This is a genomic window from Streptomyces sp. NPDC016845, from assembly GCF_044332585.1.
Classification (GTDB): Bacteria; Actinomycetota; Actinomycetes; order Streptomycetales; family Streptomycetaceae; genus Streptomyces.
Genome location: NZ_JBIRPI010000003.1, coordinates 573,905 through 589,251, shown reverse-complemented (window position 1 = coordinate 589,251; position 15,347 = coordinate 573,905). Strand labels below are relative to the sequence as shown.

General features: G+C 72.1%; 14 protein-coding genes. 7 read left to right on the top strand and 7 right to left on the bottom strand.

Annotated features, from left to right (window positions below; all coding sequences use genetic code 11):
- Positions 1–43: 43 nt before the first annotated feature.
- Both ACH4RC_RS13070 and ACH4RC_RS13065 read right to left on the bottom strand, forming a co-directional pair.
- The gene (locus ACH4RC_RS13070; RefSeq protein WP_361063954.1) at positions 44–340 is read right to left on the bottom strand and encodes an MTH1187 family thiamine-binding protein; all 297 of its coding nucleotides are present in this window, start codon (positions 338–340) and stop codon (positions 44–46) included.
- Complete coding sequence (locus ACH4RC_RS13065; protein ID WP_398199082.1) at positions 337–690, bottom strand: DUF3817 domain-containing protein; 354 nt, start codon at positions 688–690, stop codon at positions 337–339. The genes ACH4RC_RS13070 and ACH4RC_RS13065 overlap by 4 nt, the downstream gene beginning before the upstream one ends.
- Before the next feature lie 132 nt (positions 691–822).
- Between ACH4RC_RS13065 and ACH4RC_RS13060 the strand changes: the two genes are divergently transcribed.
- From ACH4RC_RS13060 to ACH4RC_RS13045, 4 genes are all read left to right on the top strand, one after another.
- The gene (locus tag ACH4RC_RS13060) at positions 823–1,461 is read left to right on the top strand and encodes an AIM24 family protein (RefSeq protein WP_398199079.1); all 639 of its coding nucleotides are present in this window, start codon (positions 823–825) and stop codon (positions 1,459–1,461) included.
- A gap of 10 nt (positions 1,462–1,471) precedes the next feature.
- Positions 1,472–2,122 carry an AIM24 family protein gene (locus ACH4RC_RS13055; RefSeq protein WP_398199221.1) on the top strand — a complete coding sequence of 217 codons (651 nt, stop codon included), beginning with the start codon at positions 1,472–1,474 and terminating at the stop codon, positions 2,120–2,122.
- Positions 2,123–2,172: 50 nt separating this feature from the next.
- The gene (locus tag ACH4RC_RS13050; protein ID WP_398199218.1) at positions 2,173–2,922 is read left to right on the top strand and encodes an AIM24 family protein; all 750 of its coding nucleotides are present in this window, start codon (positions 2,173–2,175) and stop codon (positions 2,920–2,922) included.
- 118 nt (positions 2,923–3,040) lie between these two features.
- Entirely contained in the window at positions 3,041–3,517 is a 477-nt protein-coding gene (locus ACH4RC_RS13045; RefSeq protein ID WP_398199077.1) for a MarR family winged helix-turn-helix transcriptional regulator, read from the top strand.
- Positions 3,518–3,646: 129 nt separating this feature from the next.
- On the opposite strand, the gene ACH4RC_RS13040 is transcribed toward ACH4RC_RS13045, so the two are convergent.
- Both ACH4RC_RS13040 and ACH4RC_RS13035 read right to left on the bottom strand, forming a co-directional pair.
- On the bottom strand, positions 3,647–5,068 hold the full coding sequence (locus tag ACH4RC_RS13040) for an ATP-binding protein (RefSeq protein WP_398199075.1): 1,422 nt from the start codon (positions 5,066–5,068) through the stop codon (positions 3,647–3,649).
- A complete protein-coding gene (locus ACH4RC_RS13035) occupies positions 5,065–5,736 on the bottom strand; it encodes a response regulator transcription factor (protein ID WP_398199073.1) in 672 nt (223 codons plus the stop codon). The genes ACH4RC_RS13040 and ACH4RC_RS13035 overlap by 4 nt, the downstream gene beginning before the upstream one ends.
- Positions 5,737–5,882: 146 nt before the next feature.
- On the opposite strand from ACH4RC_RS13035, the gene ACH4RC_RS13030 reads away from it, so the two are divergent.
- On the top strand, positions 5,883–6,503 hold the full coding sequence (locus ACH4RC_RS13030) for a PepSY domain-containing protein (RefSeq protein WP_398199071.1): 621 nt from the start codon (positions 5,883–5,885) through the stop codon (positions 6,501–6,503).
- On the opposite strand, the gene ACH4RC_RS13025 is transcribed toward ACH4RC_RS13030, so the two are convergent.
- The 3 genes from ACH4RC_RS13025 to ACH4RC_RS13015 form a co-directional block, all read right to left on the bottom strand.
- Positions 6,470–7,720, bottom strand: coding sequence for an MFS transporter (locus ACH4RC_RS13025; protein ID WP_398199069.1), 1,251 nt, complete (start codon positions 7,718–7,720; stop codon positions 6,470–6,472). The genes ACH4RC_RS13030 and ACH4RC_RS13025 overlap by 34 nt on opposite strands.
- A 473-nt stretch (positions 7,721–8,193) precedes the next feature.
- The gene (meaB, locus tag ACH4RC_RS13020) at positions 8,194–9,150 is read right to left on the bottom strand and encodes a methylmalonyl Co-A mutase-associated GTPase MeaB (protein ID WP_398199067.1); all 957 of its coding nucleotides are present in this window, start codon (positions 9,148–9,150) and stop codon (positions 8,194–8,196) included.
- A gap of 45 nt (positions 9,151–9,195) precedes the next feature.
- On the bottom strand, positions 9,196–10,398 hold the full coding sequence (locus ACH4RC_RS13015) for an acetyl-CoA C-acetyltransferase (RefSeq protein ID WP_398199064.1): 1,203 nt from the start codon (positions 10,396–10,398) through the stop codon (positions 9,196–9,198).
- 137 nt (positions 10,399–10,535) lie between these two features.
- On the opposite strand from ACH4RC_RS13015, the gene mce reads away from it, so the two are divergent.
- Together mce and scy are read left to right on the top strand one after the other, a co-directional pair.
- Positions 10,536–10,976 carry a methylmalonyl-CoA epimerase gene (mce, locus tag ACH4RC_RS13010; protein ID WP_398199061.1) on the top strand — a complete coding sequence of 147 codons (441 nt, stop codon included), beginning with the start codon at positions 10,536–10,538 and terminating at the stop codon, positions 10,974–10,976.
- 242 nt (positions 10,977–11,218) lie between these two features.
- Positions 11,219–15,205 carry a polarized growth protein Scy gene (gene scy / locus ACH4RC_RS13005; protein WP_398199058.1) on the top strand — a complete coding sequence of 1,329 codons (3,987 nt, stop codon included), beginning with the start codon at positions 11,219–11,221 and terminating at the stop codon, positions 15,203–15,205.
- Positions 15,206–15,347: the final 142 nt, after the last annotated feature.

Sequence of the window (15,347 nt, the reverse complement as noted above, 5' to 3'; positions counted from 1 at the left end):
CGGTCTTTGGCCGGCCGGCTCCGTCCCGACCGGCCCACGCGGCTCAGCCGTCGGCGAGATGGCGCTCCACGGTCGCCACCTTGGAGCTGAGTCCGTCGGTGACGCCCGGCCGGATGTCCGCCTTCATGACCACGGACACGCGCGGCGCGCGCGCCTCGACCGCCGCGACGGCGCGCTTGACGACGTCCATGACCTCGTCCCACTCGCCCTCGACGGAGGTGAACATGGCGTCGGTGCGGTTCGGCAGGCCGGACTCGCGGACGACGCGGACGGCGTCGGCCACGTACTCGCCCACGTCCTCGCCGACCCCGAGCGGGGTCACGGAGAAGGCGACGATCACGCGTTCACGATCCCTTCCTGGCGGGCGCGGGCGGCGATGACCTGGTCGACCGCGGCCTCGGCCTCGCGCTTGAGCTTGCGCTCGGCGAAGAAGCCGCCGGTGGGCAGGACCGAGAGGACGAAGTAGAGGGCGGCGCGGCCGAAGCTCCACTTCGTACGGTTCCAGGCGTCCAGCCAGAAGAGCACGTAGAGCACGAAGAGGATGCCGTGCACCATGCCCATCACCGGCACCGCGTTGAAGTCGGTCGTGCGCTTCAGGACCGAGCAGACGATGAGCAGGAGGAAGGAGACGGCCTCCGGCGCGGAGACGAGGCGGAGGCGGCGGAGGGCTGAGGCGGTCTTGATGTCCACGGGGCACCTTCGGCGTTGGTGGTTGCGGTGGGCGGCGTTGATCTTGTGAAAGGACGCACAAGCGTTCCTCATTGTGGCATCGCGCGCCTTGGGCCCTGTCGGCGGGCTCCCCGGCCCGGTTACCTTCGATCCGTGGCAACGTTCCGGCTGCAAGGCAGCAAGATGCTCGCCGTCGACATGACGGGCGACAGCGTCAAGGCGAAGAACGGGTCGATGGTCGCGTACGACGGCCGGATGGCGTTCAAGAAACTGAGCGGCGGTGGTGAGGGCATCCGCGGCATGGTCACGCGCCGCATCACCGGCGAGCAGATGGTGGTGATGGAGGTGAAGGGGCAGGGCACCTGCTGGTTCGCCGACCGGGCGAGCGAGATCAACCTGGTGGAGCTGCGCGGCGACAAGCTCTTCGTGGAGTCGAGCAACCTGCTGTGCACGGACGCCGGGCTGCGCACCGGCACCTCCTTCACCGGGATGCGCGGCGCCTCGCAGGGCAACGGGCTGTTCACCACGACCGTCGAGGGGCACGGGCAGGCCGCGCTCATGAGCGACGGGCCCGCCGTGGTGCTCCGGGTCAGTCGCGACTACCCGCTGACCGTCGACCCGGGCGCGTACATCGCACACCAGGGCAACCTCAACCAGTCGTTCCAGTCGGGTGTCACCTTCCGTACGTTCCTGGGGGAGGGCGGCGGCGAGGCGTTCCAGATCCGGTTCGAGGGCGACGGGCTCGTCTACGTCCAGCCCAGTGAGCGCAACACGATCGCGGGAGATGTGTGAGATGCCGCCGGTGAACTTCCGCGAGATCAACTCGAAGATGGTCGAGGTGACCGTCGTGCCGGGGCAGCGGCTCTACAGCCAGCGCGGCGCGATGCTCGCGTACAAGGGGGACGTCTCCTTCACGCCCAACGTCCAGGGCGGGCAGGGCGGCGTGATGTCCATGCTCGGGCGGCGCGTGGCCAATGAGGCGACGCCGCTGATGACCGTCGAGGGCAGCGGCACCGTGCTGTTCGGGCACGGCGGCCACCATGTGCAGGTGATCACGCTCTCCGGCGACACGCTGTACGTGGAGGCGGACCGGCTGCTCGCCTTCGAGGGGACGCTGCAGCAGGGCACGATGTTCATGGGTGCGCAGGGCGGCGTCATGGGCATGGTGCGCGGCCAGGTCACAGGGCAGGGTCTTTTCACGACGACGCTCAAGGGGCACGGGTCCGTCGCCGTGATGGCGCACGGCGGTGTCATCGAGGTGCCGATCACGCCGGGCCGGGAGGTGCACGTCGACCCGCAGGCGTACGTCGCCCACCACGGGGACGTCCGCAACAAGCTGTCCACGGCGCTCGGCTGGCGGGACATGGTGGGCCGCGGCAGCGGCGAGGCGTTCCAACTGGAGCTGAGCGGGAGCGGCGCGGTGTACGTCCAGGCCTCGGAGGAGAAGCTGTGAGCGGCGCGAGTGGCGTGAGTGGCGTGAGTGGCCCTGTGGTCTTCGACCCGATGACGTTGCCCGTCGACGACAACGTCAACGCGTACACCTTCTGTGTGGAACTCAAGAGCAGTCAGTGGTTCCTGCAGAAGGGGAAGATGATCGCCTATTACGGGCGGATGGAGTTCAACGGCATTGGGCACGGCCGCCTCGACCGGCTCGTGCGCACCTCGTTCCACTCGCCGCTGCACGCGAGCGACTGGGTGGTGGCGGAGGGCAGCGGAAAGATGCTGCTCGCGGACCGGGCCTTCGACGTCAATTCGTACGACCTGGATGACGGCAATCTGACCATCCGGGCGGGCAATCTGCTCGCTTTTCAGCCAAGTCTCGCGCTGAAGCAATCGATTGTGCCGGGCTTCCTGACGCTCATTGGCACCGGCAAATTCGTCGCGGCTTCAAACGGTCCTGTGGTGTTCATGGAACCGCCCGTCCGTGTGGATCCGCAGGCGTTGGTGGGCTGGGCCGACTGCCCGTCGCCGTGCCACCACTACGACCACGCCTATCTGACCGGCGTGATCGGCGGCCTACGTGCGATGACGGGCGTCGGCGGAGTCTCCGGAGAGGAGCACCAGTTCGAGTTCGTCGGCGCGGGGACGGTCCTCTTGCAGTCCAGCGAGGCGCTGATGCCCGAGCGGCTGACGGGTGACGTGCCTCACCAGACGGGTGTCCCGGGCGGCGCACCCGGTGCGGGCGCAGGTCAGCCACCGGCACCGCGCCTTCCCGGACAGCTCGGGGACCTCCAGCGTCGCTTCGGGCTGTGAGCGGTAGTCTGCGGAGTGTGACGTCGAACGCGTGACCCCATTACGAATCACCAAGGGCTGCGAGGCGTCACAGCCCCCACATTCGTTCGCCTTTCAACTTCTTAGGTAGAATCGATTTATGGAGACCGACACGGCCACGCAATGGCTGACCGACGCGGAGCAGTGCGCCTGGCGCACCCACCTGGAGGTCAACAGGCTGCTCAACTACCAGCTGGAGAAGGATCTCCAGCCCTTCGGCCTGACGATGAACGACTACGAGATCCTCGTGAACCTCTCCGAGGCCGAGGAGCTCCGGATGCGGATGAGCGATCTGGCCGCGTCGACCCTGCAGTCCAAGAGCCGGCTCTCGCACCAGATCACCCGCATGGAGAACGCGGGCCTGGTGCGCCGCGAGAACTGCGAGTCGGACCGGCGCGGCCTCTACACCGTGCTCACCGACTTCGGCCTGGAGACCATGCAGAAGGTCGCCCCGCACCATGTGGCGTCCGTGCGGCAGCACTTCGTCGATCTCGTCCCGGCGGAGGACCTGGCCAACCTCAACAAGGCGCTGGCACCCATCGCCGACCATCTGCGTTCGCAGCGCGGCAAACCGTGACAGCTGCGAATTGTGTGAGGTACGGAGGGCCGCCGACTTCCCCCGTGCCTCACCTTTTCCGAACAGTTTTCCCCAGCTGATCCACCGAGCAGTTCGCTGAGTAGTTCACCCAGTAGTTCACCGAGTAGTTCACCAGCGTTGCGAAGCCAGCCCGAGTTCGAACAGGGCTCCGCCGTCCGGCGCGGTGCGCACCGTCAGCGTGCCTTCGTGCCGCTCTGCCACGTCCCGGGCGATGGCGAGGCCCAGACCGGCCCCGCCGCCGTCCCGGGACCGCGCGTCGTCGAGCCGTACGAACCGCTCGAAGATCCGCTCCCGCTCGTCCGCCGGTACGCCGTCCCCGTCGTCCGCGACGCCCAGGACCGCGCGGCCCCGCTCGACGGCGAGCGTGACCCGCACGCCGGTACGGGCGTGCCGCTGCGCGTTGTCGACCAGATTGCCGAGCACCCGCGCCAGCTGGCTCCGTGAGCCGCTCACCCGCGCACTCCCCCGGGCCTCCACGGTCACCGGGTGCCGGTCGCCGGTCCGCTGGGACAGCTCCTCGCGGACCAGCGCGGCGAGATCGACCTCGGCCGCCCCCGGCTTCTCCCCCGCGTCGAGACGGGCGAGCAGCAGCAGATCGGCGGCCAGCTCCTGCAGCCGTACGGTGTCCTCGACGGCGCCCGGCACATCGAGCAGCTCCGGGTGGGCCGCGCCCACTTCGAGCTGGGTGCGCAGGCTCGCGATCGGGCTGCGCAGCTCGTGCGAGGCGTCCGCGACGAACCGGCGCTGCCGCTCGACGGAGCCCTCAAGCGCGGCGAGCGTCTCGTTCGTGGTCCGCGCGAGGCGGGCCACCTCGTCGTGCGTGCCCGGCTCGGGCACGCGGCGCGCCAGGTCCCGGGAGGCGGTGACGGCGGCCATCTCCGCGCGGATCGCCTCGACCGGCCGCAGCGCGCGCCGGGTCACCAGCCAGGTGACGCCGCCGACGACCACGAGCAGTGCCGGGAAGCCGATCAGCATCGCGGTCAGGGCCGTGGAGACCGCGCCCTGCTCGGCGGAGAGCGGGGCGCCCGCGTAGACGGTCAGTTCGCCGTGGGCGGTGTCGTCGACGGTGACCTCGGCGAACCGGTAGTCGGCGCTGTCGCCGTCGACGGTGGCACTGCCGCCGCTGTACTCGGTGGAGTCGGAGACCTTGCCGGGGCCGGTGCTGTCGTCGCCGCCCGGGTCGTCGTCGCTGTCGCCGGCCGCCTTCGCGGGGACGGGCTTCACCGCGCGCGTGCCGGTGCCGCTGACCCGTTCCAGGTCCTCGGAGGCGGCCACGAGGCGCCCGTCGTCGTCGACGACCTGGACGGGCCGGTCCTCGTCGTCCAGGTCGAGGGCGTCGGGCGCGGTGCCGGTGGCCAGGGCCGTGGCCACGCGGCGCGCGCCCGAGTCGGCGGTGCTGTCCGCCTGCCCGGTGAGGTTGGTGCGCAGGGCGAGCAGCACTGCGGCGCCCGCCGCGACCAGGGCGATCGCGACGACGAGGGTGGCGGCGAGCGCGGCACGCGCGCGTACGGAGCCGAACGCGCGCCTCACCGGGGCACCTCGAGGCGGTAGCCGGCGCCGCGCACCGTGCGGATGAAGGAGGCGCCGAGTTTGCGGCGCAAGGCGCTGATGTAGACCTCGACGATGTTCGGGTCGCCGTCGTAGGCGAAGTCCCAGACGTGCTCCAGGATGTCGGCCTTGGAGACGACCTCCCCCGCGCGCGTGACGAGCTGTTCCAGGACGGAGAACTCCTTGGCGGTGAGCGGGACCTCCCCCTCCTCGCCGTGGGTGACGCGGCGCGCGGCGGTGTCCACCGCGTACGGGCCGACGGTGTGCACGGGCGAGGCGCTGCCCGCGCTGCCGCGCCGCCGCAGCAGCGCCTTCACGCGGGCGACGAGGACCACGTACGAGAAGGGCTTGGTCAGGTAGTCGTCGGCGCCCGTGTCGAGCCCCTCGGCCTCGTCGTACTCGCCGTCCTTCGCGGTGAGCATGAGGATCGGCACGTCGTCGCCCGCGGCGCGCAGGGCGGCGCAGACGCGGTAGCCGTTCATGCCCGGCAGCATGATGTCGAGGATCACCAGGTCGTACGTTCCCTCGCTCGCCCGGTGCAGGCCCTCCGGGCCGTCGTGGACCACGTCGACGGCGTAGCCCTCGGCGGTGAGCCCCTTGGCGAGCGACAGGGCGAGCCGCTTTTCGTCCTCCACGATCAGCAAGCGCATGGCTGCAAGGGTGGCAGGCCGAACCTGAAGAAATCTTCAGGGTGCTTCAGCGGGGCTTCAGGATCGCTCCGGCAGGTTGGTTCCCAACGCACGAACAAGACCCGCGGGACCACGTCCCGACCGTCTCCGCGAAAAGGGAGAACCTCATGAAGCGCCGTACGACCGTCATCTCCGCCATCGCCGTCGTCGCCCTGCTCGGCGGAGGTGCCGCCACGGCGGTGGCCGTCGCCGACGACGGTGGCTCGTCGGGCCCGAAGTCGAGCGTGCGCGTCAAGGACGACGGCGTCGGCGACGCCCAGGAGAACGCCGACGAGGCGCGGGGCGCCAAGGTCAGGGCCGAGGACGCGATCGCCGCCGCCCTGAAGCACACCCCCGGCACCGCGACCGGCGCCGACCTCGACTCCGACGACGGCCGCCTGGTCTGGGAGGTCGACATCATCGGCTCCGGCAGCACGTGGCACGACATCGACGTCGACCCCGGTACGGGGAAGGTGCTCGGCTCGCACACCGAGAAGGACGACGACGGGGACGCGGCGCGGATCGCCTCCGCGGTGCGGGGCGCCTCCACCTCAGCCGAGGACGCGGCTCGCGCCGCCGCGTCCAAGGCGACGGTGACCTCGGTCGATGCCGATGACGACGGCTCGGTCAAGGGCTGGGAGGTCGAGACGACGTCGGCGAACGGGAAGCAGCAGGACTGGCGGGTCGACCTCCGGTCGGGTGCGGTGACGGTGGATCACTCGGCGGACGACGAGGGCGACGACGACTGAGGCCGGACGGCCGGAGTGCGGGTCACGGGGCTCTGCCCCGCGCCCCGCTCCTCGATCGCCGGAGGGGCTTGAACGACCCCGAACAGGCCCGCCAGCAAGGGGGCCGCTGCCGCCACCAGGAAGCAGACGGGCAGCGGGGCGTGGCCCACCAGGAGGCCGACACCCGCCGTGCCGCCCGAACTGCCCGCGTTCACCGCCGTGTTGACCCAGGCGCCCGCCTGGGTCCGCAGGGCCGGGTCCACCACCTCGTCCGCGAGGAGGTACGCGGTCGTCAGGGCGGGCGCGACGAAGAGGCCGACGCAGGCCGCCGCCCCGGCGAGGGCGAGCAGGCCGGGGGCGAGGGCCGCGGCGCCGAGAGCCGCCGCGAGGCCGAACGCCAGCAGGGTCAGCCGGGTGCGGGCGGGGCGCCGCCAGTCGACGGCGCCGTTGACGAGCCCGCCGACCGCGCTGCCCGCCGACAGCGCGGCGAGGACCCAGGCCGCCGCGTCGGCCCGCCCGCGGTCCTCGGCGAAGGCGAGCACCAGCAGATCGGCCGCGCCGAGCGCGATGCCGACGCCGAGGGTCACGAGCACGGGGCGCTTGATCCGCCCCACGACGCGGGCCCGCTTCCGACGCTCCCCGTCCGCCGGAACGACCGCTCCCACCATGGGCGACGCGACGAACGCCAGGGTCCCCACAATGACCAGCCCGGCGCTCAGGGCGACGCCGAACGCGGGGGGTGCGAACAGCACGAGCACGCCCACGATCAGCGGCCCGGACACGAAAAGGAGCTCCTCGGCGACCCCGTCGAGGCTGTAGGCCCGCTGCAGAAGGCGCCGGTCGGGCAGGAGCTGGGACCACACCGTCCGCATCGCCGGGCCGAGCGGCGGCGTCGCGGCTCCCGCGCACAGGGCGAGGGCGACGAGCAGCGCGCCTGGCGCCCCGGGCCGCCAGGTCACGGCGGCGAGCACCGCGAGCAGCGCCGCGTAGCCGAGGGCCATCGGGGTCAGCGCGCGGCGCGGCCCGTACCGGTCGATGTACCGGGCGCGCAGCGGTGACAGGAAGACACTGGCGGCGCCGAACACCGCCATGACGGTGCCCGCGACGGCGTACGAGCCGGTGGCGGCCTTGGCCGCGAGCATCAGGGAGAGGGAGACGGTCCCGTACGAAAGACGCCCGATCAGGGCGGCGCCGAACGTGCGCAGGGCGTACGGGGTCCGCAGAACAGCGGCGTACATGATGGATTTCCTCCGGGCATGCGTGAGAACTCAACGGGGCGTCGACGCACCGGAGTTCTATGCACGGAGGAAGGTCATGCGGCCAAGCTAGCAGAGGCCCCACGCGCCGCAGAAGAGCCCCGAGGGACCCGGTGGGTGTACGGGGACACAGGTACCGGCGGAGCCCTCGCCCAGCAGGGAGGGGCACAGTGGCCGCCAGGAGCCTCAGGAGAGGCACGGAGGCACCCGGGACCAGGGCCGCCGGTGAGGCCCTCGCCCGGCTCGGGGCCGCGGTTGCCGGTCGGAAAGGGGCGCGGCGGCTGCCCGGAGAGGTCAGGCCCCGGTCGGAGAGACGCGCGGCACGGGCCCGCAGGGGTCAAACCCCGGCCAGGCCCCGGTCACGCCCCGGCCGGGAAGGCGTGCGGCGCGGGCCCGCAGGGGTCAAACCCCGGCCAGACCCCGGCCGGGAAGACGCGCGGCGCGCGCCCGCAGGGTCAAACCCCGGTCAGGCCCTCGACCAGTTCGTCCGCCGCGCGGTACGGGTCGAGTTCGCCGGTCACGATCCGTTCGGCCAGGGCGCCGAGTCTGCGGTCGCCGGACAGGTCGCCGATGCGTGCGCGCAGGGCTGTGACCGCGATCGTCTCGACCTCGCGGGCGGCGCGCGCCGCCCGGCGCTCGGCCAGGACGCCGCGCTCCTCCATCCAGGCGCGGTGCTTCTCCAGCGCCTCGACGACCTCGTCGACGCCCTCGCCGCGCGCCGCGACGGTCTTCACGATCGGGGGGCGCCAGTCACCGGCGGCGCGGGCCTCGCCGAGGCCGAGCATGTGGTTCAGCTCGCGGGCGGTGGCGTCTGCGCCGTCACGGTCGGCCTTGTTGACCACGTAGACGTCGCCGATCTCCAGGATTCCGGCCTTGGCCGCCTGGATGCCGTCACCCATGCCGGGGGCGAGGAGCACGACGCTCGTATCGGCCTGCGCGGCGATCTCGACCTCGGACTGGCCGACGCCGACGGTCTCCACCAGGACGACGTCGCAGCCGGCCGCGTCCAGGACGCGGATCGCCTGCGGGGCGGCCCACGCGAGGCCGCCGAGGTGGCCGCGCGTGGCCATCGAGCGGATGTAGACGCCCGGGTCGGAGGCGTGCTCGGACATCCGCACCCGGTCGCCGAGGAGCGCGCCGCCGCTGAACGGCGAGGACGGGTCGACGGCGAGCACGCCGACCCGCTTGCCGGCCCGCCGGTACGCGCTGACCAGCGCCGACGTGGACGTGGACTTGCCGACGCCGGGCGATCCGGTGAGCCCGACCACGTACGCGTTCCCGGTGAGCGGCGCGAGCGCGGCCATGACCTCACGGAGTTGCGAGGACGCCCCCTCCACCAGGGAGATCAGCCGGGCCACGGCGCGCGGCCTGCCTTCTCTCGCCTGGGCGACCAGCGTGGGGACGTCCTGCATCACAGCTCCGTTCACTCGCACTCGTACGGACGGTAGCGGCCTCGGTTACGCCTTCGGTACCCGGACCACCAGCGCGTCACCCTGACCGCCGCCGCCGCACAGGGCCGCCGCGCCGACGCCGCCGCCGCGCCGCTTCAGCTCCAGGGCGAGGTGGAGCACGATGCGGGCGCCGGACATGCCGATGGGGTGGCCGAGGGCGATCGCGCCGCCGTTGACGTTGACCTTGTCCGAGGAGACGCCGAGGTCCTTCATGGACTGGACGGCGACGGCCGCGAACGCCTCGTTGATCTCGATGAGGTCGAGATCGGAGACTTCCAGGCCCTCCTTCTTGAGGGCGTGGACGATCGCGTTGGACGGCTGGGACTGGAGCGAGTTGTCCGGGCCCGCGACATTGCCGTGCGCGCCGATCTCGGCGATCCACTCCAGGCCGAGTTCGATCGCCTTGGTCCTGCTCATGACGACGACAGCGGCGGCGCCGTCGGAGATCTGCGAGGACGTGCCCGCGGTGATCGTGCCGTCCTTGGCGAAGGCGGGGCGCAGCTTGCCGAGGGTCTCCGTGGTGGTCTCGCCGCGGATGCCCTCGTCCTTGCTGAAGAGGACCGGCTCGCCCTTGCGCTGCGGGATCTCGACGGGTGTGATCTCGGCCTCGAAGACGCCGTTCTTCTGCGCGGCGGCGGCGCGCTGGTGGGAGAGCGCGGCGATCTCGTCCTGCTCGGGGCGGGCGATGCCGAGGCGGGTGTTGTGCTTCTCCGTCGAGGCGCCCATGGGGATGTTCTCGAAGGAGTCCGTCAGCCCGTCGTGCGCCATGGCGTCGAGCATCTCGACGGCGCCGTACTTGTAGCCCTCGCGGGACTTGGGCAGCAGGTGCGGCGCGTTGGTCATGGACTCCTGGCCGCCGGCGACGACGATGTCGAACTCGCCGGCGCGGATGAGCTGGTCGGCGAGGGCGATCGCGTCGAGGCCCGAGAGGCAGACCTTGTTGATCGTGAGCGCCGGGACGTTCATCGGGATGCCCGCCTTGACGGCGGCCTGGCGCGCCGGGATCTGCCCCGTCCCGGCCTGCAGCACCTGTCCCATGATCACGTACTGCACCTGGTCGCCACCGATCCCCGCACGGTCGAGGGCGGCCTTGATCGCGAATCCTCCGAGATCGGCTCCGGAGAAGGACTTGAGGGAGCCGAGGAGGCGGCCCATGGGAGTCCGCGCTCCCGCGACGATCACTGAGGTGGTACCGGTCGTTCCAGTCATGAGGCACGGCCCCTTGGGGATGAGAAGTGAACGAGGGTTTACTCGAATGTACTGAGCGGTACGCCGCACGTCATCGCCGGACAAGTGTGATCGCGCGCACGTTGCGTAATCGCCGCGGATCGCGCTGCACTTACCACATGCTGACGCGAATCGACCACATCGGGATCGCCTGTCACGACCTCGACGCGACCGTCGAGTTCTACAAGGCCACGTACGGCTTCGAGGTGTTCCACACCGAGGTCAACGAGGAGCAGGGCGTGCGCGAGGCCATGCTCAAGATCAACGAGACGAGCGACGGGGGCGCCTCCTACCTCCAGTTGCTCGAACCCACGCGCGAGGACTCCGCGGTGGGCAAATGGCTGGCCAAGAATGGTGAGGGGGTGCACCACATCGCCTTCGGCACGGCGGACGTCGACGCGGACGCCGCGGACATCAAGGGCAAGGGCGTACGCGTGCTGTACGACGAGCCGCGCCGCGGGTCGATGGGGTCGCGCATCACGTTCCTGCACCCCAAGGACTGCCACGGTGTGCTCACCGAACTCGTCACCGCGGCGCCGCAGGAGAAGACGGAGCACTGACCTCCGCATACTTGGGCCGGTAGGGTTGGGGGGCGGCTGTCGCGTGCAAGCGGGACGACGGGGCAGCCGTGGGCCGGGGTCCGGGTATCGGGGGACGAGGGTCGGAAGTGTCGGGCTGCGCACAGGCAAGCCCGGGGCGCCGCCGTTCTCGATCTGACACCATTCCCCGGTGAGCCCCGTTCGGCGGATGGACGGAGCTCGTCAGGCAGTACTTGCGACCAGGGGACGGATGGGACCGCGCAGTGCGGGGCTACGAGAGCCAGGACGGCCACAAGCCGGCTGAGACCGACCATCTCTCGCGGTTCGAGGCCGAGATGGACCGGCTGAAGACCGAGCGGGAGAAGGCCGTCCAGCACGCCGAGGACCTGGGCTACCAGGTGGAGGTGTTGCGCGCCAAGCTGCACGAGGCGCGGCGCAGCCTCGCGATGCGGCCGTCCTACGACGGAGCGGACCTCGGCTACCAGGCCGAGCAGCTGCTCCGCAATGCCCAGATCCAGGCCGAGCAGCTGCGCGCGGACGCCGAGCGCGAGCTGCGGGAGGCCCGCGCGCAGACGCAGCGCATCCTCCAGGAGCACGCCGAGCAGCAGTCGCGGCTCCAGGCGGAGCTGCACTCCGAGGCGGTCAACCGGCGCCAGCAGCTCGACCAGGAGCTGGCGGAGCGCCGCCGCACGGTCGAGAACCACGTCAACGAGAACGTGCAGTGGGCCGAGCAGCTGCGCGCCCGCACCGAGCAACAGGCCCGCCGCCTCCTCGACGAGTCGCGCTCCGAGGCCGACCAGACCCTTGCCGCCGCCCGCGCGGAGGCCGAGCGGGTCGCCGCCGAGGCCCGCAGGCGCCTGACCGACGAGGCGGAGAACGCGAGCGCCCAGGCGCAGGCGCTGCTCGCCCGCGCCCGCCAGGACGCCGAGCGGCTCCTCAACGCGGCGTCGGCGCAGGCCCAGGAGGCCACCGACCACGCCGAGCAGCTGCGCTCCACGACGACCGCCGAGTCGGACACCGCCCGGCGCCGGGCGAGCGAGCTGAGCCGCGCCGCCGAGCAGCGCATCAGCGAGGCCGACACGGCGCTGCGCGAGGCCCGCGCCGAGGCCGACAAGGTGCTGACCGAGGCCAAGGAGACGGCGGCCAAGCAGCTGTCGAGCGCCGAGTCGACCAATGAGCAGCGCACCCGTACGGCCAAGGAACAGGTGGCCCGGCTCGTCGCGGAGGCCACCAAAGAGGCCGAGGCCACCAAGGCGGAGGCCGAGCAGCTGGTCGCCACCGCGCGCGCGGACGCCGAGACGCTGATCGCGGAGGCCAAGGAGAAGGCCCGTACGGCCACGGCCGAGGAGACCGCGGGCGAGCTGGCGAAGGCCGCGCGGACCGCCGAGGACGTGCTCAACAAGGCGTCCGACGAAGCGAAGTCGACGACGAAGGCCGCCGCCGAGGAGGCCGAGCGGATCCGCGCCGAGGCCGAGGCCGAGGCGGACCGCCTGCGCGCCGAGGCGCACGACATCGCCGAGCAGCTCAAGGGCACGGCGAAGGACGACACCAAGGAGTACCGCGCCAAGACGGTCGAGCTGCAGGAGGAGGCGCGGCGGCTGCGCGGCGAGGCCGAGCAGCTGCGCGCCGAGGCCGTCGAGGAGGGCGAGCGGATCCGGGCGGAGGCCCGCCGCGAGGCCGTCCAGCAGATCGAGGAGTCCGCCAAGACGGCCGAGGAGCTCCTCGCCAAGGCGCGGGGCGACGGTGACGAGCTGCGCACGGCGGCGGCCGCCGAGAGCGAGCGGGTGCGCGCCGAGGCGATCGAGCGGGCCACCTCACTGCGCAAGCAGGCCGAGGAGACCCTTGAGCGCACGCGCGCGGAGGCGGAGCGCTTCCGCACCGAGGCCGAGGAGCAGGCGGAGGCCACCAAGGCCGAGGCCGAGCGCGCCGCGCAGGAGCTGAAGGACGAGGCCGAGCGCGCCATAAGCGCCCGGCAGGACGAGGCGGCCACCGAGCTGACCCGGCTCCACACGGAGGCCGAGGAGCGCCTCACCGCGGCCGAGACGGCGCTCAGCGACGCCCGCACGGAGGCCGAGCGGCTCCGCAAGGAGGCGGCCGACGAGAGCGAGCGGCTCAGGACGGAAGCCGCCGAGCGCGTACGGACGCTGCAGGCGCAGGCCGAGACCGAGGCCGAGCGGCTGCGCACCGAGGCGGCGACGGACGCCGCGACGGCCCGCTCCGAGGCGGAGAACGTGGCGGTGCGGCTGCGCTCCGACGCCGCGACCGAGGCCGAGCACCTCAAGACGGAGGCGCAGGAGTCCGCCGACCGCATCCGCTCCGAGGCGCAGAACGCGGCGGAGCGGATCGCCGCCGAGGCCGCCGAGACGCTGGCCGCCGCGCAGGAGGAGGCCGCCCGCAGGCGCCGCGAGGCCGAGGAGACGCTCGGCAGCGCGCGCGAGGAGGCCGAACAGGAGCGCGAGCGGGCCCGCGAGCAGAGCGAGGAGCTGCTCGCGGTGGCGCGGGCGCGCGTCGAGGAGGCGCAGGCCGAGGCGGCCCGGCTCGTCGAGGAGGCGGACACCAGGGCGACCGAGATGGTGGCCGCCGCCGAACAGACCGCGCAGCAGGTCCGCGACTCCGTGGCCGGGCTCCAGGAGCAGGCCCAGGAGGAGATCACAGGGCTGCGCTCGGCCGCCGAGCACGCCGCGGAGCGCACGAAGCAGGAGGCGCAGGAGGAGGCGGACCGGGTCCGCGCCGACGCGTACGCGGAGCGCGAGCGCGCCACCGAGGACGCCACCCGGGTCCGCACGGAGGCGAACGCCGAGGCGGAGGCGGCGAAGACCCTCGCCGAGCGCACCGTCTCGGAGGCGATCGCCGAGTCCGAGCGGCTGCGTACGGAGGCGTCCGAGCACGCCCAGCGGGTCCGCACCGAGGTCTCCGACCTGCGTGCGGCCGCCGACCAGGACGCGTCCCGTACGCGCGCGGAGGCCCGTGAGGACGCGAACCGGATCAGGTCCGACGCCGCCACGCAGGCCGACACCCTGATCACCGAGGCGACCTCCGAGGCCGAGCGCCTGACGGCGGAGACGAACGCGGAGGCGGAGCGCGTCCGCGCCGAGTCCACCGCGAAGGCCGAGGAGCTGGTGGCCGCCGCGTCCACCGAGGCGGAGCGGCTGCGCGCCGAATCGACGGCCGCCGCCGAGCAGTTGGCGAACGACACGCGTGCCGAGGCCGACCGGGTGCGCGCCGAGTCCGTCGCCCAGGCCGAGAAGCTGATCTCGGACGCGAGCGGTGACGCGGAGCGGCTGCGCGCCGAGGCCGCCGAGACGGTCGGCTCCGCACAGGCGCACGCGGAGCGGATCCGCAGCGACGCCGAGCGGGTCAAGGCGGACGCGGCGGCGGAGGCCGAGCGGCTGCGGACGGAGGCGCGCGAGGAGACCGAGCGCACCCTGGACGAGGCCCGCAAGGACGCCAACAAGCGGCGCACCGAGGCCGCGGAGCAGGTCGACAAGCTCATCACGGAGTCCGCCGCGGAGGCCGAGAAGCTGACGCGCGAAGCGCACGAGGCGGCGCAGAAGACGACGGCGGACGCCGAGGCGCAGGCCGACTCGATGGTCGGCGCGGCCCGCAAGGAGGCCGACCGCCTCGTCTCCGAGGGCACGGTCGAGGGCAACGCGCGCGTGGAGAAGGCCCGTACGGACGCCGACGAGCTGCTCGTCGGCGCCCGCCGGGACGCGACGCAGATCAGGCAGCGCGCCGAGGAGCTGCGCGACCGGATCACGGCCGAGATCGAGGAGCTGCACGAGCGCGCAAGGCGCGAGTCGGCGGAGGCGATGAAGAACGCGGGCGAGCGGTGCGACGCGCTGGTCAAGGCCGCGGAGGAGCAGCTGGCCGAGGCGCAGGCCAAGGCCAAGGAGCTGATGGCCGACGCCAATTCGGAGGCGAGCAAGGTCCGTATCGCGGCGGTGAGAAAGGCGGAGGGGCTGCTCAAGGAGGCCGAGCAGAAAAAGGCCGGGCTGTCGCGCGAGGCGGAAAAGATCAAGGCGGATGCGGAGGCCGAGTCCGCGGCCATGATCGAAAAGGGTCAGCGCGAGTTGGACGTCCTGGTCAGGCGCCGCAAGGACATCAATGCCGAGATTTCCCGTGTCCAGGACGTACTGGAGGCGTTGGAGACTTTCGAGACGTCGTCCGGCAGCGGGGGCAAGGACAGCGGCGTCAAGGCGGGCGCCGCTGCGGGCGCCACACGTTCGAGTGGCAAGGGGGGAGAGGGCTAGCCAGGAGCACAACTACCGTGCTTCGCACTGACCTTCGACCCTGTATCTGACAAGTACTTCCGGGGCCACGCCACTCAAAAGGAGTGTCATTCTCCAGATCAAACGGGCATATGCTCGATGACACGCCGCTACGACCCCTAGG

Coding starts and splice junctions, on each gene's coding strand:
- ACH4RC_RS13050 (WP_398199218.1), top strand. CDS start 2,173: ATGACGTTGCCCGTCGACGACAACGTCAACGCGTACACCTTCTGTGTG.
- ACH4RC_RS13045 (WP_398199077.1), top strand. CDS start 3,041: ATGGAGACCGACACGGCCACGCAATGGCTGACCGACGCGGAGCAGTGC.
- ACH4RC_RS13035 (WP_398199073.1), bottom strand. CDS start 5,736: ATGCGCTTGCTGATCGTGGAGGACGAAAAGCGGCTCGCCCTGTCGCTC.
- ACH4RC_RS13030 (WP_398199071.1), top strand. CDS start 5,883: ATGAAGCGCCGTACGACCGTCATCTCCGCCATCGCCGTCGTCGCCCTG.
- ACH4RC_RS13025 (WP_398199069.1), bottom strand. CDS start 7,720: ATGTACGCCGCTGTTCTGCGGACCCCGTACGCCCTGCGCACGTTCGGC.
- meaB (WP_398199067.1), bottom strand. CDS start 9,150: ATGCAGGACGTCCCCACGCTGGTCGCCCAGGCGAGAGAAGGCAGGCCG.
- ACH4RC_RS13015 (WP_398199064.1), bottom strand. CDS start 10,398: ATGACTGGAACGACCGGTACCACCTCAGTGATCGTCGCGGGAGCGCGG.
- mce (WP_398199061.1), top strand. CDS start 10,536: ATGCTGACGCGAATCGACCACATCGGGATCGCCTGTCACGACCTCGAC.